General features: G+C 54.2%; 25 protein-coding genes and 1 other annotated feature. Of the genes, 14 read left to right on the top strand and 11 right to left on the bottom strand.

Translation table 11 applies throughout. The features are described from left to right. Positions 1-80: 80 nt before the first annotated feature. On the bottom strand, positions 81-959 hold the full coding sequence (gene nadK, locus GNG27_RS17490) for an NAD(+) kinase (RefSeq protein WP_077227861.1): 879 nt from the start codon (positions 957-959) through the stop codon (positions 81-83). Positions 960-1,080: 121 nt separating this feature from the next. On the opposite strand from nadK, the gene grpE reads away from it, so the two are divergent. Then, positions 1,081-1,674: a nucleotide exchange factor GrpE gene (grpE, locus tag GNG27_RS17485; protein WP_156264382.1), complete on the top strand. Its 594-nt coding sequence runs from the start codon at positions 1,081-1,083 to the stop codon at positions 1,672-1,674. 53 nt (positions 1,675-1,727) lie between these two features. On the opposite strand, the gene GNG27_RS17480 is transcribed toward grpE, so the two are convergent. Together GNG27_RS17480 and GNG27_RS17475 are read right to left on the bottom strand one after the other, a co-directional pair. Then, positions 1,728-3,014, bottom strand: coding sequence for an HlyC/CorC family transporter (locus GNG27_RS17480; protein WP_142486769.1), 1,287 nt, complete (start codon positions 3,012-3,014; stop codon positions 1,728-1,730). 18 nt (positions 3,015-3,032) lie between these two features. Continuing rightward, positions 3,033-3,824, bottom strand: coding sequence for an inner membrane protein YpjD (locus GNG27_RS17475; protein WP_142486768.1), 792 nt, complete (start codon positions 3,822-3,824; stop codon positions 3,033-3,035). Between the two features lie 166 nt (positions 3,825-3,990). Between GNG27_RS17475 and ffh the strand changes: the two genes are divergently transcribed. The 7 genes from ffh (at position 3,991) to GNG27_RS17440 (ending at position 9,422) form a co-directional block, all read left to right on the top strand. After that, positions 3,991-5,352 carry a signal recognition particle protein gene (gene ffh / locus GNG27_RS17470; RefSeq protein WP_106994995.1) on the top strand — a complete coding sequence of 454 codons (1,362 nt, stop codon included), beginning with the start codon at positions 3,991-3,993 and terminating at the stop codon, positions 5,350-5,352. A 134-nt stretch (positions 5,353-5,486) separates the two neighbouring features. Next, positions 5,487-5,735, top strand: coding sequence for a 30S ribosomal protein S16 (gene rpsP / locus GNG27_RS17465; protein ID WP_003863133.1), 249 nt, complete (start codon positions 5,487-5,489; stop codon positions 5,733-5,735). A gap of 15 nt (positions 5,736-5,750) precedes the next feature. Beyond that, on the top strand, positions 5,751-6,287 hold the full coding sequence (rimM, locus tag GNG27_RS17460; protein ID WP_370462877.1) for a ribosome maturation factor RimM: 537 nt from the start codon (positions 5,751-5,753) through the stop codon (positions 6,285-6,287). Between the two features lie 30 nt (positions 6,288-6,317). After that, positions 6,318-7,085, top strand: a complete 768-nt coding sequence (gene trmD / locus GNG27_RS17455) for a tRNA (guanosine(37)-N1)-methyltransferase TrmD (RefSeq protein ID WP_106994998.1) — start codon at positions 6,318-6,320, stop codon at positions 7,083-7,085. A 41-nt stretch (positions 7,086-7,126) separates the two neighbouring features. Next, positions 7,127-7,474: a 50S ribosomal protein L19 gene (gene rplS / locus GNG27_RS17450; protein ID WP_002914145.1), complete on the top strand. Its 348-nt coding sequence runs from the start codon at positions 7,127-7,129 to the stop codon at positions 7,472-7,474. A gap of 105 nt (positions 7,475-7,579) precedes the next feature. Beyond that, positions 7,580-7,993, top strand: coding sequence for a DUF2946 domain-containing protein (locus GNG27_RS17445; protein ID WP_156264381.1), 414 nt, complete (start codon positions 7,580-7,582; stop codon positions 7,991-7,993). Between the two features lie 61 nt (positions 7,994-8,054). After that, positions 8,055-9,422, top strand: coding sequence for a PepSY domain-containing protein (locus GNG27_RS17440; protein WP_156264380.1), 1,368 nt, complete (start codon positions 8,055-8,057; stop codon positions 9,420-9,422). 4 nt (positions 9,423-9,426) lie between these two features. On the opposite strand, the gene GNG27_RS17435 is transcribed toward GNG27_RS17440, so the two are convergent. The 4 genes from GNG27_RS17435 to GNG27_RS17420 all read right to left on the bottom strand — a co-directional run bounded on the left by GNG27_RS17435 (position 9,427) and on the right by GNG27_RS17420 (position 12,196). Further along, positions 9,427-9,909 (bottom strand): OmpA family protein, encoded by a 483-nt coding sequence (locus GNG27_RS17435; protein ID WP_156264379.1) that lies wholly within the window; start codon positions 9,907-9,909, stop codon positions 9,427-9,429. Beyond that, entirely contained in the window at positions 9,903-11,144 is a 1,242-nt protein-coding gene (dgcN, locus tag GNG27_RS17430) for a diguanylate cyclase DgcN (RefSeq protein ID WP_142486763.1), read from the bottom strand. The genes GNG27_RS17435 and dgcN overlap by 7 nt, the downstream gene beginning before the upstream one ends. After that, positions 11,137-11,622: a YfiR family protein gene (locus GNG27_RS17425; RefSeq protein WP_197090607.1), complete on the bottom strand. Its 486-nt coding sequence runs from the start codon at positions 11,620-11,622 to the stop codon at positions 11,137-11,139. The genes dgcN and GNG27_RS17425 overlap by 8 nt, the downstream gene beginning before the upstream one ends. Positions 11,623-11,821: 199 nt before the next feature. Next, positions 11,822-12,196: a DUF2799 domain-containing protein gene (locus tag GNG27_RS17420; protein ID WP_142486761.1), complete on the bottom strand. Its 375-nt coding sequence runs from the start codon at positions 12,194-12,196 to the stop codon at positions 11,822-11,824. Between the two features lie 213 nt (positions 12,197-12,409). Between GNG27_RS17420 and aroF the strand changes: the two genes are divergently transcribed. From aroF to GNG27_RS17405, 3 genes are read left to right on the top strand one after another with little or no spacing between them, the layout of a single operon-like run. Next, positions 12,410-13,480 (top strand): 3-deoxy-7-phosphoheptulonate synthase AroF, encoded by a 1,071-nt coding sequence (gene aroF, locus GNG27_RS17415; protein WP_142486760.1) that lies wholly within the window; start codon positions 12,410-12,412, stop codon positions 13,478-13,480. A 10-nt stretch (positions 13,481-13,490) separates the two neighbouring features. Then, the gene (tyrA, locus tag GNG27_RS17410) at positions 13,491-14,612 is read left to right on the top strand and encodes a bifunctional chorismate mutase/prephenate dehydrogenase (protein WP_142486759.1); all 1,122 of its coding nucleotides are present in this window, start codon (positions 13,491-13,493) and stop codon (positions 14,610-14,612) included. Positions 14,613-14,672: 60 nt separating this feature from the next. Further along, positions 14,673-15,545: an SMP-30/gluconolactonase/LRE family protein gene (locus GNG27_RS17405; protein ID WP_142486758.1), complete on the top strand. Its 873-nt coding sequence runs from the start codon at positions 14,673-14,675 to the stop codon at positions 15,543-15,545. Here GNG27_RS17405 and pheA read toward each other — a convergent pair. The 4 genes from pheA to bamD form a co-directional block, all read right to left on the bottom strand. Continuing rightward, positions 15,542-16,702 (bottom strand): bifunctional chorismate mutase/prephenate dehydratase, encoded by a 1,161-nt coding sequence (gene pheA / locus GNG27_RS17400; RefSeq protein WP_142486757.1) that lies wholly within the window; start codon positions 16,700-16,702, stop codon positions 15,542-15,544. The genes GNG27_RS17405 and pheA overlap by 4 nt on opposite strands. Positions 16,703-16,732: 30 nt before the next feature. Then, positions 16,733-16,858: a sequence feature (Phe leader region), on the bottom strand. Then, positions 16,810-16,857 (bottom strand): hypothetical protein, encoded by a 48-nt coding sequence (locus GNG27_RS23530; protein WP_193767862.1) that lies wholly within the window; start codon positions 16,855-16,857, stop codon positions 16,810-16,812. (Overlaps the previous feature by 48 nt.) 110 nt (positions 16,859-16,968) lie before the next feature. Next, positions 16,969-17,316 (bottom strand): ribosome-associated translation inhibitor RaiA, encoded by a 348-nt coding sequence (gene raiA, locus GNG27_RS17395; protein ID WP_142486756.1) that lies wholly within the window; start codon positions 17,314-17,316, stop codon positions 16,969-16,971. 271 nt (positions 17,317-17,587) lie between these two features. Further along, positions 17,588-18,325, bottom strand: a complete 738-nt coding sequence (gene bamD, locus GNG27_RS17390; RefSeq protein WP_142486755.1) for an outer membrane protein assembly factor BamD — start codon at positions 18,323-18,325, stop codon at positions 17,588-17,590. A 130-nt stretch (positions 18,326-18,455) separates the two neighbouring features. On the opposite strand from bamD, the gene rluD reads away from it, so the two are divergent. The 3 genes from rluD to clpB all read left to right on the top strand — a co-directional run bounded on the left by rluD (position 18,456) and on the right by clpB (position 22,867). Next, positions 18,456-19,436 carry a 23S rRNA pseudouridine(1911/1915/1917) synthase RluD gene (gene rluD / locus GNG27_RS17385; protein ID WP_156264377.1) on the top strand — a complete coding sequence of 327 codons (981 nt, stop codon included), beginning with the start codon at positions 18,456-18,458 and terminating at the stop codon, positions 19,434-19,436. Further along, the gene (gene yfiH, locus GNG27_RS17380) at positions 19,433-20,164 is read left to right on the top strand and encodes a purine nucleoside phosphorylase YfiH (RefSeq protein WP_156264376.1); all 732 of its coding nucleotides are present in this window, start codon (positions 19,433-19,435) and stop codon (positions 20,162-20,164) included. The genes rluD and yfiH overlap by 4 nt, the downstream gene beginning before the upstream one ends. A gap of 129 nt (positions 20,165-20,293) precedes the next feature. After that, entirely contained in the window at positions 20,294-22,867 is a 2,574-nt protein-coding gene (gene clpB / locus GNG27_RS17375; RefSeq protein WP_156264375.1) for an ATP-dependent chaperone ClpB, read from the top strand. The last annotated feature ends 419 nt before the right edge of the window (positions 22,868-23,286 follow it).

Raw genomic sequence — 23,286 nt, 5'->3', positions numbered from 1 at the left:
TTTTCCTGTATGAAAAACCATAACTGTGTTTGTGTACAGTATAAACTGGTTTTTTATCCAGTAAAGTGCTGGATGCTATTTCAGAACAATTTTTTCGACCAGCCGAGCTTGGAGCTTAATGTGTTGAAATAGCTGTAGTCTTTCGGGTGGATTAAATTGAGGTGATAATCGCAGCGGCGGATCAGCACGTCTTCCCCTTCCTGTATCGGCAGCGCGATTTGGCTGTCGCAGCTGATCTCCAGGTCGTTACGGCGGTGAGAGAAGCGCAGACGAATGGTGCTGCTGCTGTTGATCACCAGAGGGCGAGCCGAGAGGGTATGCGGGAACATTGGCACCAACGTGATGGCATCCAGCGAAGGAGTCAGGATCGGGCCGCCCGCCGAGAGCGAGTAGGCCGTGGAGCCGGTAGGGGTAGAGATAATCAGGCCATCGGAGCGCTGCGAGAAGGCGAAGATTTCGTCGATATAGACCTCGAACTCAATCATATGCGCCACTTTTCCCGGGTGCAGTACCACTTCGTTAATGGCGGTGCTGATCCGTTTCTGGCAATCCTGCTGGCACACCTGGGCTTCCAGCAAAAAACGTTTTTCACTGATGTAGTGGCCTTCCAGCACGTCTGCGAGCTGCTGCTGGGCGTTATCCGGGTCAAGGTCGGTCAAAAAGCCCAGGTTGCCACGGTTGATGCCGATGACTTTAATGTCGTAACGGGCGAGGGTTCGCGCGGCACCAAGCATATTCCCGTCGCCCCCGACCACTACTGCCAGGTCAGCCTGCTGACCGATTTCCGCCAGCGTGCCGGTTTTTACGTTTGTTAGCTGCAGTTCCTGAGCAATCTGTTGTTCAACAATCACATCGTAGTTTTTCGCACACAGCCAGCGATAGAGCATTTCATGTGTCGTCAACGCTGTAGGGTGACGTGGATGACCGACAATCCCAATACACTTGAAATGGTTGCTCATTTTCTGAAGGTCCTTGTGCGATTGAATGATGACAATGTGGCTTGTTCCCTTGAATCCCGGAAACTGATCCCCATAATAAGCGAAGTTAGGGAGTTGAATGCAGAAAAACGCGGAGAAATTCATGAGTAGTAAAGAACAGAAAACGCCTGAGGGGCAAGCCCCGGAAGAAATTATCACGGAGCAGCACGAAGAGGTTGAGGCTGCAGAGCCTGAGGCTGGTGCTGAGCAGGTGGATCCGCGCGATGAAAAAATTGCGAATCTGGAAGCTCAGGTCACTGAAGCCCAGAATCGCGAGCGCGATGGCATCCTGCGTATCAAAGCGGAAATGGAAAACCTGCGTCGCCGTACCGAGCTGGACGTTGAAAAGGCGCATAAATTTGCGCTGGAGAAATTCGTCAACGAACTGCTGCCGGTGATCGACAGCCTGGATCGCGCGCTGGAAGTAGCGGATAAAGCGAACCCGGACATGGCTCCAATGGTTGAAGGGATCGAACTGACGCTGAAATCCATGCTCGACGTGGTGAAGAAGTTTGGCGTCGAAGTGGTTGCTGATACCAACGTGCCGATGGATCCGAACGTGCACCAGGCGATTGCGATGGTAGAGTCTGAGGACGTTGCTGCCGGTAACGTGCTGATGGTAATGCAGAAAGGCTATACCCTGAACGGTCGTACTATTCGCGCGGCGATGGTCTCCGTAGCGAAAGCAAAGGCGTAATTTGCCTCCCGTAGTGCCGGGCGGCGGCTTCGCCTGACCCGGCCTACAACAGCTTACTCCGCGACGCTCTCCCTGAGCGGTTTCACCGGCAATACTTTTACCTGCTTAATCATATTGTCCTGCACGTCCAGGATATCAATATCGTACTGGCCAATACGCACCCGCGTACCTGCTGCCGGGATCTCCTCCAGCGCTTCCAGAATCATGCCGTTAATGGTACGAGCCTCGTCTTCCGGCATCTGCCAGTTAAAGGCTTTGTTGAGTTCACGGACGTTCGCGCTGCCGTCAATCAGCACCGAGCCGTCATTTTGCGGCGTGACCTCTTCAGCGAGGGAAGGGGACATGGAGGTGGTGAAGTCGCCCACAATCTCTTCCAGAATATCCTCGACCGTCACCAGCCCTTGGATATCGCCATACTCATCGACCACCAGCCCCACTTTCTTTTTATTGCGCTGAAACTTGATCAACTGGGTGCTGAGCGGGGTGCCTTCCGGGATGTAGTAAATCTCATCCGCTGCGCGCAGCATCACCTCTTTGGTGAACTCTTTCTTCTCGGTCATCAGCCGATAGGCTTCGCGCACGCGCAGCATGCTGATGGTGTCATCCAGGGAATCACGGTACAGAACGATGCGGCCATGCGGGGAGTGGGTCAGCTGGCGAACAATGGCTTTCCAGTCATCATTGATGTCAATACCGACGATCTCATTGCGCGGCACCATGATGTCGTCGACGCTGACCTTTTCCAGGTCCAGCACCGACAGCAGCATATCCTGATTGCGGCGGGAGATTTGCGAGCGCGACTCATGCACGATGGTGCGCAGTTCATCTTTGCTCAGCGCGCTGCTGATCACCACATCCGCTTTAATGCCCATCATACGCATCAGCACTCGCGTCACGCCGTTTAACAGCCAGACCAGCGGCATCATCAGAATGAGTAACGGCGCCAGCAGGAAGCTGCTGGGATAGGCGACCTTCTCGGGGTAAAGCGCGGCAACGGTCTTCGGCAACACTTCGGCAAAGACCAGCACTACAAAGGTCAGCACCCCGGTGGCGATAGCCACCCCGGCGTTGCCATACAGGCGCATGCCGACAATGGTTCCCAGCGCGGAAGCGAGAATGTTGACCAGGTTATTGCCGATAAGCACCAGGCTTATCAGGCGATCCGGTTTACGCAGCAGTTTTTCCACGCGACGTGCGGCCCGGTTACCTTGTTTGGCGCGATGACGTAACCGGTAGCGGTTCAGCGTCATCATGCCGGTTTCCGAGCCGGAGAAATAGGCAGAGATAACCACCATGACGATCAGGGTGACGATCAGCGTGGTGGTGGAGATGTGTTCCAGGGGGAACTCCTTGGTTGCTTAGCCGGCGAGTTGCTGGATGACGCGGCTACCAAAATAAGCCATTGTCAGGAGGCCTGCTCCCGCAACGTTGAACCAGACCACGCGGCGACCGCGCCAGCCTTCATGATAATGGCCCCATAACAGGACAATATAGACAAACCACGCGATTATGGAGAGTACGGCCTTGTCGATATTCTCCATGCTGAAGAGATTGTGCATGTAAAACAGGCCGGTACTCAGCGTCAGCGTCAGCAGCACAACCCCGACCTGGGTGATGTGAAACATCTTGCGTTCGATGGTCATCAGCGGCGGCATCTCGTTACTGAAGACCAGCTTTTTGTTTTTGAGCTGGTAGTCAATCCAGGCCAGCTGGAGCGCGTACAGTGCGGCAATGATCAGCGTCGCATACGAGAACAGCGACAGGCCAATATGCACCATCATACCCGGCGTGGTTTCCAGATGGGTGATGAACTCATTCGGCACGAAAGTGGCAAAGGCGAGGTTGATCAGCGCAAAAGCGTAGACAATCGGCAACAACAGCCAGCCGCGGTTTTTCGAGGCCACGATGGTCATTACCGTACAGATCATCAGGCTGACCAGCGACCCGACGTTGAGCAGGCTCAGGTTTTGTCCGCTGCCGTCGCCCGGCAGAATGCGCGCTTCGAGCGCAAAGGCGTGACTTATCAACGCGATGACAGCCGACAAAATAGCCATTCGCCGCCAGCCGCTGTTTTTTTGTAGCAGGCCAGGGATAATCAGCGCGAGGCTGACAGAGTACGCCACAAGAGCGATCAGTGCGAAAACAGGCATATAGGTGTCGACAGTTGTCCTGATGAGAAAGAGAGGCAGTATAACGTTACGTGAGGCGTGCTCCAACCGTTGCATAACAACAAAGGCGCCTTCATGTTATACTGCGGCAAAATTCTGTGTACGTGTCGCGCCAGCGACCTAACGTTTCTACCCCAGGCGAGAGACAATGTTTGATAATTTAACCGATCGTTTGTCGCGCACGCTGCGCAACATCAGCGGCCGTGGACGCCTTACTGAAGACAATATTAAAGAGACGCTGCGTGAAGTGCGCATGGCGCTGCTTGAAGCAGACGTTGCGTTGCCGGTCGTGCGTGATTTCATCAACCGCGTTAAAGAAAAAGCGGTTGGTCATGAAGTCAACAAGAGCCTGACCCCGGGTCAGGAGTTCGTCAAAATCGTTCGTAATGAACTGGTTTCGGCGATGGGCGAAGAGAACCAGAGCCTGAACCTGGCGGCGCAACCGCCAGCGGTAGTGCTGATGGCCGGTCTGCAGGGTGCGGGTAAAACCACCAGCGTCGCTAAGCTGGGTAAATTCCTGCGCGAAAAGCACAAGAAGAAAGTGCTGGTCGTCTCTGCCGACGTCTATCGCCCGGCGGCGATCAGACAGCTGGAAACCCTGGCTGAACAGGTTAGCGTCGACTTCTTCCCGTCTGACGTGTCGCAGAAGCCGATCGATATCGTTAACGCGGCGCTGAAAGAAGCGAAGCTGAAGTTCTTCGACGTGCTGCTGGTGGATACCGCCGGTCGTCTGCACGTTGACGAAGCGATGATGGACGAAATCAAACAGGTTCATGCCGCGATCAATCCGGTAGAAACCCTGTTCGTCGTCGATGCCATGACCGGTCAGGATGCGGCAAACACCGCGAAAGCGTTTAATGAAGCGCTGCCGTTAACCGGTGTGGTACTGACCAAAGTGGACGGTGACGCCCGCGGCGGTGCGGCACTCTCTATTCGTCATATCACCGGCAAGCCAATCAAGTTCCTCGGCGTCGGCGAGAAGACCGAAGCGCTGGAGCCGTTCCACCCGGATCGTATCGCCTCCCGTATTCTCGGCATGGGCGACGTGCTGTCGCTGATCGAAGATATCGAGAGCAAGGTTGACCGCGCGCAGGCCGAGAAGCTCGCCACCAAACTGAAAAAAGGCGACGGTTTCGATCTGACCGACTTCCTGGAGCAGCTGCGCCAGATGAAGAACATGGGCGGTATGGCGAGCCTGATGGGCAAGCTGCCGGGCATGGGTCAAATCCCGGACAACGTCAAATCGCAAATGGATGACAAAGTGCTGGTGCGTATGGAAGCGATCATCAACTCGATGACGCTGAAAGAGCGTGCCAAGCCGGAAATCATTAAAGGCTCCCGTAAGCGCCGTATCGCGGCGGGCTGCGGGATGCAGGTTCAGGACGTTAACCGCCTTCTGAAGCAGTTCGACGACATGCAGCGCATGATGAAGAAGATGAAGAAGGGCGGGATGGCCAAAATGATGCGTGGGATGAAAGGCATGATGCCACCGGGATTCCCTGGCAGATAAATCGTGTTTAATGCTCAGCATCAAGATGCTGATTGCATTTTCCCCAGAAATCAGTAAAATTTTCGGGCTTTTAATATGACACCGGGCTCCTTCCCTCGATGGGGCCCGGTGTTTTATTCACACAAGAGGATGTTATGGTAACTATTCGTTTAGCACGTCACGGCGCGAAAAAGCGTCCGTTCTACCAGGTTGTTGTTACTGACAGCCGTAATGCACGCAACGGTCGCTTCATCGAGCGCGTTGGTTTCTTCAACCCACTGGCCGCTGGCGCAGAAGAAGAAACCCGTCTGGATCTGGATCGTATCGCTCACTGGGTTGGCCAGGGCGCTACCGTTTCCGATCGCGTTGCTACGCTGATCAAAGCAGCAAACAAAGCAGCTTAATCTGTCACGGTGGTCATGATGAGCAAAAAAGCACCTGTTGAACCGATTGTATTGGGCAAAATGGGTTCTTGCTACGGTATCCGTGGTTGGCTCAGAGTGTTTTCCTCCACCGAAGACGCCGAAAGCATTTTTGACTATCAGCCCTGGTTTATCCAGAAGGCGGGTCAGTGGCAAGAGGTCGAGCTGGAAAGCTGGCGTCACCACAATCAGGACATCGTTATCAAGCTGAAAGGCATTGACGATCGCGATGCCGCGAATGCACTGACTAATTGTGAAATTGTCGTGGATTCGTCGCAGTTGCCTGAACTGGAAGAGGGCTACTACTGGAAAGACCTTATTGGTTGCCAGGTAGTGACTACTGAAGGTTACGGTCTGGGGAAAGTCATCGATATGATGGAAACCGGATCCAATGACGTTCTCGTCATTAAGGCAAACCTGAAAGATGCGTTTGGCATCAAGGAGCGGCTGGTTCCGTTCCTCGATGGGCAGGTTATCAAGAAAGTCGATCTCGCTACTCGTACTATCGAAGTAGATTGGGATCCTGGTTTTTAAATTCTCCTGAAAACGGTAAAAGACGGCGCTATGTGGATTGGCATTATTAGCCTGTTTCCTGAAATGTTCCGCGCGATTACTGATTACGGGGTAACTGGCCGGGCAGTAAAAAATGGCCTGCTGAGCATCGAGAGCTGGAGTCCACGTGACTTCACTCATGACCGGCACCGTACCGTGGACGAACGTCCTTACGGCGGCGGACCGGGGATGCTTATGATGGTACAACCCTTACGGGATGCCATCGCAGCAGCAAAAGCCGCGGCAGGTGAAGGCGCAAAGGTGATTTATCTGTCACCTCAGGGACGCAAGCTTGATCAAGCGGGCGTCAGCGAACTGGCAACGAATCAGAAATTGATTCTGGTGTGCGGTCGCTACGAAGGGATAGATGAGCGCGTAATTCAAACCGAGATTGACGAAGAATGGTCTATCGGCGATTACGTTCTCAGCGGTGGTGAGTTACCGGCAATGACGCTGATTGACTCCGTTTCCCGGTTCATTCCGGGGGTACTGGGCCATGAAGCATCAGCAACAGAAGACTCTTTTGCTGATGGATTGCTGGACTGCCCACACTATACCCGTCCTGAAGTGTTAGAAGGGATGGAGGTTCCGCCGGTATTACTGTCGGGAAACCATGCCGAGATTCGTCGCTGGCGCCTGAAGCAGTCGCTGGGCCGTACCTGGCTTAGAAGACCTGAACTTCTGGAAAACCTGGCTCTGACTGAAGAGCAAGCAAAGTTGCTGGCCGAGTTCAAAAAAGAACACGCGCACCAGCAGCAGAAACATGATGGGATGGCCTGAGGCCCCCGAATATCAGTTTACCCAGGATAAGAGATTAAATTATGAGCAACATTATTAAGCAACTTGAACAAGAGCAGATGAAGCAGGACGTACCTTCCTTCCGTCCAGGTGATACCGTGGAAGTGAAAGTATGGGTTGTTGAAGGTTCCAAAAAACGTCTGCAGGCATTCGAGGGCGTGGTTATCGCTATTCGTAACCGCGGTCTGCACTCTGCATTCACTGTTCGTAAAATTTCCAACGGCGAAGGCGTTGAGCGTGTCTTCCAGACTCACTCTCCGGTAGTTGACAGCATTGCTGTTAAACGTCGTGGTGCTGTACGTAAAGCTAAACTGTACTACCTGCGTGAGCGTACTGGTAAGTCTGCTCGTATTAAAGAGCGTCTGAACTAAGATTCGCTTAAGCGACATCCTGTAAAAAGGGCTGGCCGAAAGGCTGGCCCTTTTTTTATCTCTCTGTGCTCTGCACGTTAACGTATCCGTCATAAATCGTTTACAATGCCCCGCTCTGACGGAGGGGAAGTGACGACTAAACAGCATCAGGCACAGTGGCAACGTATCGCGGCAGGTCTCGCGTTATTTGCGATCCTGATGATCGTCTTCGCGCCGCTGGTCTCTGTCTCGTTGCAAAAAGATCCCATGAGCGCGATGCCCGGCATGCATCATGACATAAGCATGATGGCGGAGCACCACCACGCACCGTCTGAAAGTGTGCCTGTCGACCATGCCGAAGCCTGCGGTTACTGCGTCCTGCTGGCCCACGTTCCGGGCGTCATCCTGGCGCTGGTGCTGCTGTTATGCGCAGTCTTACTCAGACAGCGCTTCACGCCGCCGCGACCCGCCGTACACCACTGGCATTTCTTCCCCTGGCTCTGTCCCGATACCCGCGCGCCGCCACACCTGTCTGCTTAATCCATGTAAAAAAACGTGCACCCCGGTGTACCGATAACTTTTTGCCTTAAAAAGGGAAAGCATGACTACCTGCACTCCGCGCGCAGCATGGGGCCACCTGCTGCGTCGTCTTCACTTCTATATTGGTCTGTTTGTCGGGCCGTTTATCTTTATCGCCGCGCTCTCCGGAACGTTGTACGTCGCCACGCCGCAGTTGGAAAACGCGCTTTATCATCATGCGCTGTTCAGCGAGACCGGGGGCACAATACGTCCTCTTGCTGAGCAAATTGCGATAGCGGAAAAGATCACCGGCGGGGAGCTACGGCTACAGGCGGTACGTCCGGGCCTGACATCAGGAGAAACCACCCGGGTGATGTACATTGACCCGGCGCTGAAAGCCTCGGAGAACCGGGCCATCTTCATCGATCCGGTCAGTCTGGAGGTGCGCGGGGATATGACCGTCTACGGCACCAGCGGTATCCTGCCTTTACGCCAGAAAATTGATTATCTGCACCAGTCTTTGCTGCTGGGGGATGTGGGGCGAATTTACAGCGAGCTGGCCGCGTCCTGGATGTGGATCGCCGCGCTGGGAGGGATTGCCCTGTGGTTCTATACCCGGCCAAAACGGCGCATCAATAACCGCTTCCAGAACCGCCGTCGTCTGCACGTTTCCCTCGGCTGCAGCCTGTTGCTGGGTATGCTGCTCTTCTCTGCGACCGGCCTGACCTGGTCCCAGTGGGCGGGCGGTAATGTGGATAAACTGCGGGCAGAGATGAACTGGCTCACGCCGCAGGTGAATACGCAGCTGCATGGCCCGGCGGAAGCCGCCGATCCGCATGCTGAGCACCACGGTCATCACATGACCATGCCGATGCCGGAGATGAAACCTGACCTGTCCCTGTATGATGGCGTGCTGCGGGCGGCAAATGCGGCGGGGATTGATGCCACGAAGCTGGAGATACGTCCGGCGAAGAGTGCCTCAACGGCGTGGACGGTGACGGAGATCGATCGCAGTTGGCCTACTCAGGTCGATGCGGTTGCCGTTGATCCCACTACCCTGAAGGTTATCGATCGCACCCGGTTTGGGGATTACCCGCTGATGGCTAAACTGACCCGCTGGGGCGTGGATTTCCATATGGGCGTGCTGTTTGGCCTGCCAAATCAGCTGGTGCTGATCGCCTTTGGTATCGCGCTGTGCGTCATGATTGTGTGGGGCTACCGGATGTGGTGGATGCGTCGGCCCCGGCAGACGGCAACGGATCCTGCGCAGACTCTGTGTCAGAGCTGGCTGGCGTTGCCGCTGGGGGGACGCGTGGTCTCTTTAACCATCAGCGTAGTACTGGGGCTCATAATGCCGGTAATGGGCTGTAGCCTGGCGCTGTTTGTGGTTATTGACTGGCTGCGCTGGCGCGCGGCAGTGCGTGTGTCTCTGACCGAATCGCGGGAATAACGCTTCAGGGCGTGCTGATCACCACCGCCACGCGGCGGTTTTCGGCACGTCCCTGGCCGGTTTTATTATCCGCGACAGGATATTGCTGACCCAGGCCCTGGGTCGTCAGATTACTGCGTGGAATAGTGGCACCCTGCGCCCAGGCATCGGCAACTACATTGGCCCGCTTCAGGGATAACGCTTTGTTGTAGCTCTCTTCACCGTAGTTATCGGTATGGCCGTCCATCCGGGCGTGTTTCAGGCCGGTCGCGGCAAGGCGCGCTGCCATGCTTTTAATCTGCTGCTCGCTTTCAGGCTGCAGCTTATACTCGTTTTTACCAAACAGGATCTTTGCCGAAAGACCAAGCGACCAGTCCCCGTTTATCTCATTAAAGCCATAAGACTTCATGGCGGCGACCTGCTCAGCGGTAAATTTGCCCTGTGGCGTCTGGCATCCAGCCAGCAGCATTGATGCCATAAAGAGCGGTGCGACGTATCGCCTTAACATAATGTGTTCCTTTCTACGGTGTGATTTTTTGAACGTTGATGCTTCACCAGATACATATTCCGGTCGGCTTGCTCCAGTAAGGCTTCAACGGAGTGATGCTGCCAGCTCAGCGCGAAGCCAATACTGAGCGACATTCGGGAGGAGAACCCGTTGTGCAGGTCATAGGACGGGCTAAATTGTTGCGTCAGCGCGGCGCAGAGACGCAGCACTTCGTGTTCTGAATGGACGCCATACAGAATGATGGCAAACTCATCCCCACCCAGACGGTAAGATTGATGTTGTTCGCCGCCAAACTCGACCATTCTGCGGGCTACTTCAATCAGTACACAATCGCCTGCGGCATGGCCCCAGGTATCGTTAATACGCTTAAAGTCATCTCCATCCAGGAAGAGCAGGGCGGAGTTGGTCCGCGCGGAGGAATCACTCATCAGCGCGGCGATGCGGGTGCGAAAAGCGGCCCGGTTAGCCAGTCCGGTGAGCGGATCGTGCATGGCGGTGCGCATCAGTTGGGCGTTTTTAGCCTGCAACTTTAGCTGCCACTCTTCCATTTCATCCAGCAGGCTGTTGAAGTCCTGACCGAAGCGATGAAATTCATCAATGCGCTCCTCGGATACCCGGCGGGAGAAGTTCCGGTTTGTACGTACGTCATGCACCACATCGGTAATGTTTTGCAGGGCGGTCACCACGCCATTGTGCAGTGCACGGGTGATGGTTATTGCCACCAGGGAGGCAAACAGAAGACAGCCGGTTAATACCGCCAGCGAGGTCCAGAGAAAGTGGCCGATCAGGCTATCCCGTGCGGTGAGATGTAACTCGCCGATCGGTAAGTTGTTGTGCCAGATGCGCTGTCTGATGGGATGGGGGAATAACCACTGGCTGGCCAACTGGCTGAGCGGATCCGCTTTGTCGTTCGGCCCCATCGACCAGCTGGCAAAGCGATGATCGTAGCGATCCAGCAGTTCCGCTGCTGAGAACTGCCCTTGCTTGCCAAGAGAGGCCAGCGCTTCGTTAGCAGCGGTAGCATCATTGAAGACCAGCGCTGCCTCCAGACTGCGGCTCATGGTGGCGCTGGTTAATTCAAGGTTGCGTTGCGCATACTGTTTCAGCGTCACCACAGAAGCAATGCACAATAATAACCAGATGAGCGTCATAGTAATTAGGACGCTAATTATACTGATGCGCCGCAGAGTCCTTTTGAATGTTGGACGCGGCGCTGAAGTAATTTCCTTATTCATGCTTAGTATTCCGTGCGAGCATTAACACATCAGGATTAACTCTGACTCCGCTGCGCGACAGCATATCCAGATTGACGGAAAATCTTACTCTGGCGCTGTCTATTATCAGGCAGAAAGCACTACCTATAAGGCACTGCGGATTTTGCTCCGCAATTAATAGTAACGGTCTGGCATGAAACGCCTGACTTAATTCAAGCTGGTGGGTCGGGGATTCGCTGCCAAAATAGAGCGCGTGACATTCTGCACTCAATGCTTCCTGGTCTTCATGAATAATGACCGGGGTGTAGGGCAGCGCGTCCGGACCCTCGGCACTGAGCGCCTCAACATAATGAGAGGAGGCGAAAATACACAGGTTCGGCTTGCCGGAAAGCGCAGGCCAACGGGTGTAACTGACGATCCCGGAGACAATAGAACGTACCGATTTATCCGTTTCGGATAAGGTTCCGCCAATAGCGAGCCCACAGGGCATTGATAACATCAGTACTAATGCCGCACGGTGCCAGGAGATAAGAAAAAAGTTACACACCAGAATCCGCCATACCACTCTGGAAATAGTAGTCCTTGAGTTTCGCTGGCAGAATACCATTTTTTGCCCGTACAGTCATTATGCCAAAAGCATATTCAGGTACTTAAGTAAAATCTCACGCTCTTAATTAACAGAAATGGCGTTGACAGAATTAATTTAAACGGTTGGCTTTTGTTCCTTCATTCATTCCCTGTTGCCAGGCGGTGCGAAGGGTGGTCGCGTTTTCCGCGGTGTCACAGCTGGCGGGGAATATTCGGCCAGCTAATCCCCAGGCGTAAACAAAATTTTCCTGACATATTTTCTGTTGGCCGTCTTTATATCCGCTGAGATAGTCAGGGCGATCCACTTTAGGGTCGTTAAAATTAGCGGCAAGGGTTTCATTGGATTTTACCCCCACGCCATTCATGGCGTCTTCTTTACCGGCATCATACCAGTCGGTTCCCGTCCAGTGGGGCTGATGGGTATAAGGATCGATCTGACAGGCGGTTAAAAACAGGCACAGTAGCGGGGTAACAATCAGGCGCATAAGACATTCTCCCTTTTCCATTGAGCATAGCCTGGCGGCAAGAATGCAGACTGTAATTTTTACGTTACATGATAATCGAATGTTTTTGCTTTAAAGTGGGTGGTGTAAAGTATTATTTACGTATTTTGGATTGAAATCTTTACTCGGTGTGGTATCGTTGGGCTTCCTCATCGAGGAAACCACTATCGCAAACGAGCTTCCAGGATCGCAATCATGCAAAAAGACGCGCTGAATAACGTACATATTAGTGATGAACATGTTCTGATCACCCCGGATCAACTGAAAGCGGAATTCCCGCTGAGCGTTGAGCAAGAGGCGCAAATTGCGCACTCCCGCCAGACCATCTCCGACATTATTGCCGGGCGCGATCCGCGTCTGCTGGTGGTATGTGGTCCGTGCTCCATCCATGATCCAGAAACTGCCATCGAATATGCGCACCGTTTTAAAGCCCTGGCCGAGGAGGTCAGCGATAGCCTCTACCTGGTCATGCGCGTCTATTTTGAAAAACCTCGCACCACCGTCGGCTGGAAAGGGTTAATTAACGATCCGCACATGGATGGCTCGTTTGATGTGGAAGCTGGCCTGAAGATTGCGCGTAATCTTCTGGTGGAGCTGGTTAACATGGGGCTGCCGCTGGCAACTGAAGCGCTGGATCCGAACAGCCCGCAATATCTGGGCGATCTGTTCAGCTGGTCCGCCATTGGCGCGCGTACCACTGAATCGCAGACGCACCGTGAGATGGCCTCAGGCCTCTCCATGCCGGTCGGCTTCAAAAACGGTACCGACGGTAGCTTGGCAACAGCTATCAACGCCATGCGTGCCGCAGCGATGCCGCACCGTTTTGTCGGCATCAACCAGGCCGGCCAGGTCTGTCTGCTGCAGACCCAGGGCAACCCGGATGGCCACGTCATTCTGCGCGGCGGCAAGGCGCCAAATTACAGCCCGGCAGATGTGGCCCAGTGTGAAAAAGAGATGGAACAGGCAGGACTGCGCCCGGCACTGATGGTAGATTGCAGTCATGGTAATTCGAATAAAGATTACCGTCGTCAGCCGGCGGTGGCGGAATCCGTCGTCGCGCAGATTAAAGATGGCAACCGTTCGATTATTGGCCTGATGATTGAAAGCAATATCCATGAAGGCAATCAGTCATCCGAACAGCCGCGCAGCGCCATGAAGCATGGAGTTTCCGTCACCGATGCCTGCATTAGCTGGGAAACCACCGACGCGCTGCTGCGTGAGATCCACAAAGATTTGAACGGCCAGCTGGCGACGCGTCTGGCTTAAGAGGTTTGTTATGGTTGCTGAATTGACCGCTTTGCGCGATCAAATTGACGAGGTGGATAAGGCGCTGCTGGATTTGCTGGCGCGCCGCATGGCACTGGTTGCTGAAGTTGGCGAAGTGAAAAGTAAATACGGTTTACCGATTTACGTACCGGAGCGTGAAGCCTCTATGCTGGCATCCCGGCGCAAAGAGGCCCAGGCGCTGGGCGTCTCGCCGGATCTGATTGAGGATGTGCTGCGCCGCGTGATGCGAGAGTCCTACTCAAGCGAAAACGACAAAGGCTTTAAAACCCTTTGTCCGACGCTGCGCCCGGTAGTGATTGTTGGGGGCGGTGGGCAGATGGGGCGTCTGTTTGAGAAGATGCTGACGCTCTCTGGCTACCAGGTGCGCATCCTCGAAAAAGAGGACTGGGCGCGGGCGCAGACGATGGTTGCCGATGCGGGTATGGTCATTGTCAGCGTGCCGATCCACGTCACCGAAGAGATTATTGCCAAACTGCCACCGCTGCCGGAAGACTGCATTCTGGTCGATCTGGCCTCGGTGAAGAATGGCCCACTGCAGGCGATGCTGGCCGCGCATAATGGCCCGGTGCTGGGGCTGCACCCGATGTTCGGCCCGGACAGCGGCAGCCTGGCGAAGCAGGTGGTCGTTTACTGCGATGGCCGTCAGCCAGAAGCCTATCAGTGGTTCCTGGAGCAGATACAGGTGTGGGGCGCGCGGTTGCACCGGATCAGCGCCGTCGAACATGACCAGAACATGGCCTTTATCCAGGCGCTGCGCCACTTCGCGACCTTCGCGTATGGCCTGCATCTGGCGGAAGAGAATGTTCAGCTTGAGCAGTTGCTGTCGCTGTCTTCACCTATCTATCGCCTCGAACTGGCGATGGTCGGTCGATTGTTTGCCCAGGATCCGCAGCTGTATGCAGATATTATTATGTCTTCGGGCAATAACCTGGCGCTGATCAAGCGTTACTACCAGCGTTTTGGTGAGGCGATCACTCTGCTGGAGCACGGCGATAAACAGGCGTTTATCGACAGCTTCCGTAAGGTTGAACACTGGTTTGGCGATTATGCCCAGCGCTTCCAGAGCGAGAGTCGCATTCTGCTGCGGCAGGCGAATGACAGTCGCCAGTAATCTGATGATGTATATACTGAAAGCCAGCACTGCTGGCTTTTTTTATTTTGGGGATCTGTCATGGCTGAACCACGCGTTTTGTTTGACTATACGGGGCACTTACCGGAGTGCCCGACCTGGAGCGAAGCGGAAAGCGCCCTTTACTGGGCGGATATTCTGGAAGGTGAGATCCATCGCTATCATCTCTCCACGGGTGAACATACGGTTTTATCCTTCCACGAAGAGGTAGGTTGCTTCGCATTGCGCGAGGGCGGGGGATTTATCGTCGCCATGCGCACGGGCATCTGGCTGGCGGACAAGCATGGTCTGCTGCAACGGAAAGTCTGTGATAATCCGTCGAACCCGCAGCTGGCGCGTTTTAATGACGGGGGAACCGATCATTTTGGCCGCTTCTATGCGGGCACCTTCTGGGCACCGGGGGACTACAACGGCGCCCTGCTGATGCGGATCGACAATGACCTGACGCCGGAGGTCATCCAGTGTGATATCCACGGGCATAACGGTCTGGCCTTCAGTGACGACAAGCGCTGGATGTATACCTCCGATACCCCTAATGCGGTGATCTACCGCACGCCGCTGGATGAGCAGGGCGAGCCGGGTAAACGGGAAGTTTTTCGTCGGTTCCAGCCGGGGGAGGGGATCCCGGATGGTGCGGCAGTGGATGTGGAAGGCTGTTACTGGAGCGCACTGTTTGACGGCTGGCGTATCGCACGCTTTTCACCGCAGGGTGAACAGCTGGAAGAGTATCGGTTGCCGGTGCGCTGTCCAACGATGGTCTGTTTCGGTGGTGATGATATGCAGACGCTGTTTATCACCACCACCCGTGAGAACATGGAGCCGCAGGAAGTGGCGGCATATCCTCTGTCGGGCGCCATTTTCACCCTGCCCGTCAGCGTGGCAGGGGTGAAGAAAGGGCCATTTATTGCGCGTTAAACCGGATCAACCGGGACCACGTTTTCGCTCGGATAGCAGCCCAGCACCTTCATCGAACGGGTGATCTCACCCAATTCACGCAGGGCTTTCTGCAGGGATGCAGATTCCAGGTTGGCCTGGATATCGAGATAAAACATCTCTTCCCACGGGTTGCCGTGAATCGGGCGCGATTCCAGTTTGGTCATAATCAGATTGTGATTGCGCAGCACCAGCAGAGCTTCTACCAGCGCACCGGCCTGCTGACCGGTCGCCATCAGCAGAGTGGTTTTGGCCGGAACCTGATCGGAGACGTTTATCGCCTTACGCGCCAGCACGATGAAGCGGGTAATGTTTTGCGTCTGGTTTGCCAGGTTACGCTCCAGCACCTGCAATCCATACAGCGCGCCACCCGCTTCGCTGCCCAGCGCGGCCACGGTAGGGGAGTTGGCCTGCGCGACCTTTTCCATGGCCGCCGAGGTGCTCTCGGTATACTCAATTTTCCAGCCCGGATAACGGTTCAGGAACTGGCTGCACTGCTGGAAAGGTTGCGGGTGGCTGTAGACCGTCTCGATTTTGTCGAGGTCGGTGGTGCCGGAAACCAACACGCAGTGGTCGATAGGGATCGTCATCTCGCCAACCAGCGACAGGGTCGTGTGCTGGAGCAAATCGTAAACGTCATTGATCGCGCCGGAACTGGTGTTCTCGATCGGCACGACGGCGTAATCCGCTTGTCCGGTTTCCACCTGGTTGAAGATATCCGCGAACTTCGCGCAGCCGCTCTCAATAAACTCTTCGAAGTGACGGGCCGCATACTGACGTGCGGCGAGGTGGGAATAGGATCCTTTCGGCCCCAGGAAGGCAATTCGCGCCGAGTGCGGGTTGGTCTTGTTCAGGTGCTGTTGCAGCAAGGCCTGCTGCGTCAGGACGGAATCTTCAATGATCAGCTGGAACAGGCGGGTGATGTAATGCGCATCCAGATGGTGCGTTTTGCCAAGGTTAATCAGGCGTTCCAGCAGATCGCGCTCCCGATCGATATCGCGTACCGGACGATGCGACGCCAGCTTTGCCTTTCCTACCTCAACGGCCAGCGCACGGCGTTCGGCCAGCAATGATAGTAACTTTTCATCCAGAGCGCTGATCTTGTCTCGCAGATCCAGTAATGGGTTTTCCGGTGTCATAGCGTTGCCTTAATCATATTATCGTTATCAATAAAAAAGGCCCCCCGGTGTGGGAGGCCTTGTTGTTCGTCTTCGCATTCTTTATCACACGACGAAACGCCTCCCAATCAGGGGAAGGTAAAAAAGAATGCGAAGAAAAACGGCTTAACGGTCATGAATGATTCCTTCAGAAGACAGACTTAAAGTACCCGTACTGTTTTCACCCTGTCAATAAAAAACAAAAAACGCGCCCGAAGGCGCGTTGGCGATAGACTCAATGTAAAGGATTATTCATCTTCAGCTTCAACTTCTTCTGCGAAGCTAGCGTCTTTCACCGATGTTGTGGCGCGACGGGCTTCACCTTTGTGTTGCACTTTATTGAGCTGCCGTTCCAGCTTGTTAATCAAATCGTTGATTGCGGTGTACATATCCTCATGTTTCGCGCTGGCGACCAGGTGGCCGTTTGGAGTATTGATAGTTGCGTCAGCGATGAAACCTTGTGGCTCCTTAGAGAGAATGATATGCGGGTTAATCAAGTGTGTTTGCCATTTATCCAGTTTGGCGAGACGGTCTGCGACGTGCTGGCGAATTGCCGGAGTAATTTCCATTTGTTTACTGGTAATGTTCATTGTCATAAATTTTACCTCTTGTCTTTCCCGTCTTGGTGATTCCAGCATACCGTTCTCAATGTCAATTTGTGTGATCTAAATCACATTTTAATGTCCATTTTTGTCAACGGATTCTTTTTGTGAGGCAGGACAGGAAGAAGTAACTTTTACCTTGTCGCCGGAAGAAATTGCGGCCATAGTTGATAGGATTGGTGCGGGCTAAACCGCTTCAGCTTAGTTCGAAAATGGATAAAAAAACGGCAGCCCCTGGGCTGCCGTTTTGCATCTTACTCAAGGATCAGGAGCTGCTGCTGTTAGCGGCGATGATCTTCGCGACTTTGTCAGCCTGCGAGTTCATCTGCAGTTCACGATAAGCATTTTCCATCAGCTTCAGGCCATCACGCGTTGCCTGAGTATCAGGGTAATCACGCAGCATGCCTTCAACACGGTTCACTACGGCAACGTATGCGCCACGGCGGGTATAGTATTCCGCAACAGAGTATTCGTATTTCGCCAGACGGTCTTTCAGGAACACCAGACGTTTGCTGGCATCCGTCACGTACTGGCTGTTCGGATAGCCGCGTACCAGTTTGGAGAAGTCATTGAACGCATCGCGGGCGTGCTGAGGATCGCGGTCAGAACGGTCAACCCCAAAGAAGCCCTGCAGAGCGCTGTCGTCCAGCGCCATGTTGGTCAGGCCGCGCATATACATGACGTAATCAATATTGGGATGAGTCGGGTTCAGACGCATGAAGCGATCAATCGTCGCCTGGGCCAGTGGCAGATCGGCATTTTTATAGTAGGCGTAGATCAGATCCAACTGTACCTGCTGGGAATACGGGCCAAATGGATAACGATTATCCAGCGCTTCCAGTTGCGTTATCGCCTGTTTCCAGTTACCGTCCTGCAGCTTTTGCTGAGCAGTCGCATAGATTTCATTCGGCGGATTGTCAGGGACCTGTTCATTCGAACCGGAGCAGCCCACCAAAGCCAGGCTCAACGTGGCCGCTGCCACCAGATATTTCATGCGCGTCATGACGTTTTGACTTTCCTCAAATGTTTGTCCGGGAGAATCTCTTTCCTGCTCCCGATTAAGACCAGCTACAATAGCACACTATATTAAACGGCAAAGCCGTAAAACCCAACGTTAAACGAAGAAGCAGTCTATGGCACAACGAGTAGAACTCACCGCAACAGTCTCCGAAAAACAGCTCGGACAACGCTTAGATCAGGCTTTAACCGAAATGTTCCCTGATTATTCGCGTTCACGTATAAAAGAATGGATTCTTGACCAGCGCGTGCTGGTAAACGGCAAGATCTGGGACAAGCCAAAAGAGAAAGTGTTGGGTGGGGAAGTGGTCGCCATCAATGCTGACATCGAAGAAGAAGTCCGTTTCGAACCTCAGGATATCCCCCTGAATATCGTCTACGAAGATGACGACATTCTGGTGATCAACAAGCCACGTGACTTTGTTGTACACCCTGGCGCAGGCAACCCTGATGGCACAGTGCTGAATGCGCTGCTGCACTATTATCCGCCAATCGCTGACGTCCCGCGTGCCGGGATTGTTCACCGTCTGGATAAAGACACCACCGGCCTGATGGTCGTTGCGAAGACCATTCCGGCGCAAACGCGTCTGGTTGAGTCACTGCAGCTGCGTGAAATTACCCGTGAGTACGAAGCTGTCGCGATTGGTCATATGACCTCTGGCGGCACGGTAGAACAGCCTATCAGCCGCCATCCAACCAAGCGTACCCATATGTCCGTTCATCCGATGGGCAAACCGGCGGTCACGCACTATCGCATCATGGAACATTTCCGCATTCATACGCGCCTGCGTCTGCGTCTGGAAACCGGCCGTACTCACCAGATCCGTGTGCATATGTCGCACATCACCCATCCGCTGGTGGGCGATCAGCTGTACGGTGGTCGTCCGCGCCCACCGAAAGGGGCCTCCGAGGAATTTATCGCCATGCTGCGTAAATTCGATCGTCAGGCTCTGCATGCGACCATGCTGCGTCTCTATCATCCGATCACCGGCATTGAGATGGAGTGGCATGCGCCAATCCCACAGGACATGGTGGATCTTATCGACGCCATGCGCGCCGATTTTGAAGAGCATAAGGACGACGTGGACTGGTTATGACCAAACTGATTGTCCCGGAGTGGCCAGCGCCAGAAGGCGTAGCGGCCTGCAGTTCCACCCGCATAGGTGGCGTGAGTGAGGGAGCCTGGGAGTCATTAAACCTGGGCGCGCACTGCGGCGATAATCTCAATCATGTGGAAGAGAATCGTAAGCGGTTGTTTGCAGCAGGGCAGTTGCCGTCGAAACCGGTCTGGCTTGAGCAGGTTCATGGTACGGCTGTTCTCAGTCTTACCGGCGAACCCTATGCCTCGAAACGCGCCGATGCCTCTTACAGCAATACTCCGGGTACAGTCTGCGCCGTTATGACCGCCGACTGCCTGCCGGTACTTTTCTGCAACCGTGCAGGCACCGAAGTGGCTGCCGCCCATGCGGGCTGGCGTGGATTGTGTGCCGGCGTGCTGGAAGAGACCGTTGCCTGTTTTGCTGACAGCGCGGATAACATTCTCGCCTGGCTCGGCCCGGCGATTGGCCCGCAGGCCTTTGAAGTGGGTCCGGAAGTTCGTGAGGCCTTTATGGCGCATGACCCGCAGGCGGAGAGTGCTTTTTGTCCGGCGGGGGAGAAGTACATGGCGGATATTTATCAGCTTGCCCGTCAACGCCTGACCCATCTCGGTATCAGCCAGATCTATGGCGGCGATCGCTGCACTTTCACCGAAAAGGGTGATTTCTTTTCCTATCGCCGCGACAAGACGACCGGGCGTATGGCAAGTTTCATTTGGCTGATATAACCTATAGAATCAAGACGATCCGGTACGCGCCGTTTTCTTTTCGCATAATTCAGGTCATTCACCTTGAATAATTGAGGGATGACCTCATTTAATCTCCAGTAGCAATTTTGACCTGTTATGGGAGGAGTTATGCGTCTGGATCGTCTTACTAATAAATTCCAGCTTGCTCTCGCTGATGCCCAGTCACTCGCACTGGGGCACGACAACCAATTTATCGAACCTCTTCATCTCATGAGCGCCTTACTGAATCAGGAAGGGGGATCGGTTCGTCCTTTACTCACGTCTGCCGGCGTTAATGCGGGCCAGTTACGTACCGCCATCGATCAGGCATTAAGCCGTTTACCCCAGGTAGAGGGCACGGGCGGGGATGTACAACCGTCCCAGGATCTGGTTCGCGTATTAAACCTTTGTGACAAACTGGCGCAGAAACGCGGCGACAACTTTATTTCGTCAGAGCTCTTTGTTCTGGCGGCGCTTGAATCACGCGGCACCTTGACCGACCTGCTGAAAACGGCCGGCGCAACTACCGCCAACGTGACGCAGGCGATTGCACAGATGCGCGGAGGGGAAAGCGTGAACGACCAGGGTGCTGAAGACCAGCGTCAGGCATTGAAGAAATATACGGTCGACCTGACCGAGCGCGCCGAGCAGGGCAAGCTTGACCCGGTCATTGGCCGTGACGAAGAGATCCGCCGTACGATTCAGGTCCTGCAGCGCCGGACCAAAAATAACCCTGTACTGATCGGTGAGCCGGGTGTCGGTAAAACCGCCATTGTTGAAGGGCTGGCGCAGCGCATTGTTAATGGTGAAGTCCCGGAAGGTTTGAAAGGCCGTCGCGTGCTCGCGCTGGATATGGGCGCGCTGGTGGCGGGGGCAAAATACAGGGGCGAATTCGAAGAGCGCTTAAAAGGTGTACTCAACGACCTGGCGAAACAGGAAGGCAACGTCATTCTGTTTATTGACGAGCTGCACACCATGGTCGGTGCCGGTAAAGCGGACGGCGCCATGGATGCCGGGAACATGCTGAAACCAGCGCTGGCACGCGGTGAGCTGCACTGTGTCGGGGCCACCACGCTCGATGAGTATCGTCAGTACATTGAAAAAGATGCCGCACTGGAACGCCGCTTCCAGAAAGTGTTTGTGGCTGAACCGACAGTGGAAGACACCATCGCCATTCTGCGTGGTCTGAAAGAACGCTATGAGCTGCATCACCACGTGCAGATCACCGATCCGGCCATCGTGGCGGCAGCGACCTTGTCACATCGTTATATTGCTGACCGACAGCTACCGGACAAAGCGATCGACCTTATTGACGAAGCCGCTTCCAGCATTCGTATGCAGATTGACTCGAAACCGGAAGAGCTGGACAGGCTCGATCGGCGAATCATTCAGCTCAAGCTTGAACAGCAGGCGCTGAAGAAAGAGTCTGATGAGGCGAGTAAGAAGCGCCTGGATATGCTTAATGAAGAGCTGGAAGACAAAGAGCGTCAATATTCTGGCTTAGAAGAGGAGTGGAAGGCGGAGAAAGCCTCCCTTTCCGGTACTCAGACGATTAAAGCCGAGCTTGAGCAGGCGAAGATTGCCATCGAGCAGGCGCGTCGCGTGGGCGATCTGGCGCAGATGTCTGAGCTCCAGTACGGCAAAATTCCGGAGCTGGAAAAACAGCTGGCGGCGGCGACCCAGCTGGAAGGCAAAACCATGCGTCTGTTACGTAATAAAGTGACGGAAACAGAAATCGCCGACGTGCTGGCGCGCTGGACCGGTATTCCGGTCGCCAGAATGATGGAGAGCGAGCGCGACAAATTACTGCGTATGGAGGAAGACCTTCACCATCGGGTTATTGGCCAGGATGAAGCGGTGGAAGCGGTATCGAACGCCATTCGCCGTAGCCGTGCGGGTTTGTCCGATCCTAACCGTCCGATTGGCTCCTTCCTGTTCCTCGGGCCGACCGGGGTAGGTAAGACGGAGCTTTGTAAGGCGCTGGCAAACTTCATGTTCGACAGTGATGATGCAATGGTGCGCATTGACATGTCCGAGTTTATGGAAAAACATTCCGTGTCGCGTCTCGTAGGGGCACCTCCGGGCTATGTTGGTTATGAAGAGGGCGGGTATCTGACAGAAGCGGTTCGCCGTCGTCCGTATTCCGTTATCCTGCTGGATGAAGTTGAAAAGGCGCATCCGGATGTGTTCAACATCCTGCTGCAGGTGCTGGATGATGGTCGCCTGACGGACGGGCAGGGGAGAACGGTCGATTTCCGTAATACGGTCGTCATTATGACCTCGAACCTCGGTTCCGATCTGATTCAGGAACGCTTTGGTGAGCTGGATTATGGTCATATGAAGGATCTGGTGCTGGGCGTGGTGAGCCACAGCTTCCGTCCTGAGTTCATCAACCGTATCGATGAAGTGGTGGTCTTCCATCCGCTGGGTGAGAAACACATTGCCTCGATTGCCCGTATTCAGCTGCAACGTTTGTATAAACGTCTGGAAGAGCGTGGATATGAAATGCAGATTGCGGATGACGCGCTGCAGCTGCTGAGTGCGAACGGGTACGATCCGGTGTACGGCGCTCGTCCTTTAAAACGCGCTATTCAGCAACAGATAGAAAACCCGCTGGCTCAGCAAATCCTTTCCGGGAAGCTAATCCCGGGCAAAACGATACAGCTGGTGAAAAAAGACGACCAGATTGTGGCAGTGCAGTAAGTCACAAAAAGGCAAAAACGAGCCCCCAGGGGCTCGTTTTTGTTTAAAAACCAGGCAAGAATACAGGTCTGGATACAGAATTGCCTGGAAAGTGAGCGGTCAGTAAATAATTTTCACTTTATACTTGCCAGCCCAGAAGAACTGCCTATAATGCGCCTCCACTGACACGGCACAACGGCAAACAAGCCGCCGGGTCAGCAGAGAAAAGCGTGAAATTATCGCTTGACTCTGAAGCGGGAAAGCGTAGTATGCACAACCCGCGCCGCAGCGAAAAACGAAGCGGCACTGCTCTTTAACAATTTATCAGACAATCTGTGTGGGCACTCAAAGTGACATGGATTCTTAATGTCTTCGGACAATAAATGAATACCAAAGTCTCTGAGTGAACATACGTAATTCATTACGAAGTTTAATTCACG

The sequence above is a fragment of the Leclercia sp. 119287 genome, from assembly GCF_009734485.1.
Classification (GTDB): Bacteria; Pseudomonadota; Gammaproteobacteria; order Enterobacterales; family Enterobacteriaceae; genus Enterobacter; species Enterobacter adecarboxylatus_C.
Note: the sequence above shows the minus strand (reverse complement) of the source record. Positions and strands in the feature narration are given on the sequence as shown.

What these genes read in the sequence shown, in the direction of transcription:
- nadK (WP_077227861.1), bottom strand. Translation starts at nt 959, where the DNA reads ATGAGCAACCATTTCAAGTGTATTGGGATTGTCGGTCATCCACGTCAC.
- grpE (WP_156264382.1), top strand. Translation starts at nt 1,081, where the DNA reads ATGAGTAGTAAAGAACAGAAAACGCCTGAGGGGCAAGCCCCGGAAGAA.
- GNG27_RS17475 (WP_142486768.1), bottom strand. Translation starts at nt 3,824, where the DNA reads ATGCCTGTTTTCGCACTGATCGCTCTTGTGGCGTACTCTGTCAGCCTC.
- ffh (WP_106994995.1), top strand. Translation starts at nt 3,991, where the DNA reads ATGTTTGATAATTTAACCGATCGTTTGTCGCGCACGCTGCGCAACATC.
- rpsP (WP_003863133.1), top strand. Translation starts at nt 5,487, where the DNA reads ATGGTAACTATTCGTTTAGCACGTCACGGCGCGAAAAAGCGTCCGTTC.
- rimM (WP_370462877.1), top strand. Translation starts at nt 5,751, where the DNA reads ATGATGAGCAAAAAAGCACCTGTTGAACCGATTGTATTGGGCAAAATG.
- trmD (WP_106994998.1), top strand. Translation starts at nt 6,318, where the DNA reads ATGTGGATTGGCATTATTAGCCTGTTTCCTGAAATGTTCCGCGCGATT.
- rplS (WP_002914145.1), top strand. Translation starts at nt 7,127, where the DNA reads ATGAGCAACATTATTAAGCAACTTGAACAAGAGCAGATGAAGCAGGAC.
- GNG27_RS17445 (WP_156264381.1), top strand. Translation starts at nt 7,580, where the DNA reads ATGCCCCGCTCTGACGGAGGGGAAGTGACGACTAAACAGCATCAGGCA.
- GNG27_RS17440 (WP_156264380.1), top strand. Translation starts at nt 8,055, where the DNA reads ATGACTACCTGCACTCCGCGCGCAGCATGGGGCCACCTGCTGCGTCGT.
- GNG27_RS17435 (WP_156264379.1), bottom strand. Translation starts at nt 9,909, where the DNA reads ATGTTAAGGCGATACGTCGCACCGCTCTTTATGGCATCAATGCTGCTG.
- dgcN (WP_142486763.1), bottom strand. Translation starts at nt 11,144, where the DNA reads ATGAATAAGGAAATTACTTCAGCGCCGCGTCCAACATTCAAAAGGACT.
- GNG27_RS17425 (WP_197090607.1), bottom strand. Translation starts at nt 11,622, where the DNA reads ATGTTATCAATGCCCTGTGGGCTCGCTATTGGCGGAACCTTATCCGAA.
- GNG27_RS17420 (WP_142486761.1), bottom strand. Translation starts at nt 12,196, where the DNA reads ATGCGCCTGATTGTTACCCCGCTACTGTGCCTGTTTTTAACCGCCTGT.
- aroF (WP_142486760.1), top strand. Translation starts at nt 12,410, where the DNA reads ATGCAAAAAGACGCGCTGAATAACGTACATATTAGTGATGAACATGTT.
- tyrA (WP_142486759.1), top strand. Translation starts at nt 13,491, where the DNA reads ATGGTTGCTGAATTGACCGCTTTGCGCGATCAAATTGACGAGGTGGAT.
- GNG27_RS17405 (WP_142486758.1), top strand. Translation starts at nt 14,673, where the DNA reads ATGGCTGAACCACGCGTTTTGTTTGACTATACGGGGCACTTACCGGAG.
- pheA (WP_142486757.1), bottom strand. Translation starts at nt 16,702, where the DNA reads ATGACACCGGAAAACCCATTACTGGATCTGCGAGACAAGATCAGCGCT.
- raiA (WP_142486756.1), bottom strand. Translation starts at nt 17,316, where the DNA reads ATGACAATGAACATTACCAGTAAACAAATGGAAATTACTCCGGCAATT.
- bamD (WP_142486755.1), bottom strand. Translation starts at nt 18,325, where the DNA reads ATGACGCGCATGAAATATCTGGTGGCAGCGGCCACGTTGAGCCTGGCT.
- rluD (WP_156264377.1), top strand. Translation starts at nt 18,456, where the DNA reads ATGGCACAACGAGTAGAACTCACCGCAACAGTCTCCGAAAAACAGCTC.
- yfiH (WP_156264376.1), top strand. Translation starts at nt 19,433, where the DNA reads ATGACCAAACTGATTGTCCCGGAGTGGCCAGCGCCAGAAGGCGTAGCG.
- clpB (WP_156264375.1), top strand. Translation starts at nt 20,294, where the DNA reads ATGCGTCTGGATCGTCTTACTAATAAATTCCAGCTTGCTCTCGCTGAT.